We start from the raw sequence: 1,419 nt of genomic DNA on the forward strand, positions 1-1,419 counted from the left end.
GTGATCGTAATCGGTAGTGGCCCTGGCGGAGAGGGGGCTGCAATGGGATTAACCAAAGCGGGACTGAATGTTGCCATCGTCGAGAAAGAAAGCAGTGTGGGCGGCGGCTGTACGCACTGGGGAACCATTCCATCGAAAGCGCTGCGCCATGCAGTAAGCCGTATCATCGAATTCAATAGCAACCCACTATTTTGCAGAAACAACACCAGCCTTCATGCAACATTTTCTGACATTTTAGGCCATGCGAAAACGGTTATCGATAAACAGACTCGCCTTCGTCAGGGGTTTTACGACCGCAATGACTGCACGCTGCTGTTCGGTACTGCACGTTTTATCGATACGCACTCTATCGCGGTAATGCAAAATGACGGTACGGAAGAAACCTACTCGGCCGATAAATTTGTCATCGCGACGGGCTCTCGTCCTTACCGACCAAACGATGTCGACTTCTTGCATGAACGAATCTACGACAGTGACTCTATCCTGAGCCTGAAACACGACCCTCGTCATATCATCATTTATGGTGCAGGCGTTATCGGTTGTGAGTACGCCTCTATCTTCCGTGGACTTGGTGTGAAAACCGACCTGATCAATACCCGAGATCGTTTGTTGGAATTCTTGGATAACGAAGTGTCAGATGCGCTGTCTTACCACTTCTGGAACAGCGGCGTTGTCATTCGTAACGACGAAACCTACGAGAAAATCGAAGGCACAGAAGATGGCGTCATTATTCACCTGCAGTCAGGCAAGAAAATGCGTGCCGATTGTTTGCTGTATGCGAACGGCAGAACCGGTAACACCGACAAACTTAGTTTGGATGTCGTCGGTCTAGAATCGGATTCTCGCGGCCAGCTTAAAGTGAACCGCAACTACCAAACGGCGGTTGAGCACATTTACGCAGTAGGTGATGTGATTGGTTACCCTAGCCTTGCGAGCGCAGCCTACGACCAAGGACGCTTTGTCGCGCAAGCGATCACCAAAGGTCAGGCTGAAAACTATCTGATTGAAGACATTCCAACAGGCATCTACACCATTCCAGAAATCAGCTCTGTTGGTAAAACAGAACAAGAACTGACGGCAGCGAAAGTGCCTTATGAAGTTGGCCGCTCTTCATTCAAACATCTGGCCCGTGCGCAAATTGCAGGCAAAGATGTCGGCAGTTTAAAAATTTTGTTCCATCGTGAAACCAAGGAAATTCTCGGCATTCACTGCTTTGGTGAACGTGCAGCGGAAATCATCCACATTGGTCAAGCCATCATGGAACAGAAAGGCCAAGCCAATACGATTGAATATTTCGTGAATACTACCTTCAACTACCCGACCATGGCCGAAGCCTATCGTGTAGCGGCATTGAATGGGTTGAACCGATTATTCTAGTAGCCATACAATGCTGAGATAATGAGGTTAAATGAGTATTTG

The 1,419-nt window shown here is 48.4% G+C and carries 1 protein-coding gene; it reads left to right on the top strand.

What is annotated here, in order from left to right; translation table 11 throughout:
- Positions 1–1,377, top strand: a 1,377-nt coding sequence (gene sthA / locus R7P35_RS24365; protein ID WP_318092913.1) for a Si-specific NAD(P)(+) transhydrogenase, incomplete at its 5' end; no start/stop codon positions are given.
- Positions 1,378–1,419: the final 42 nt, after the last annotated feature.

Source organism: Vibrio sp. Vb0304 (assembly GCF_033338995.1).
In the GTDB taxonomy this organism is placed as follows: Bacteria; Pseudomonadota; Gammaproteobacteria; order Enterobacterales; family Vibrionaceae; genus Vibrio; species Vibrio alginolyticus.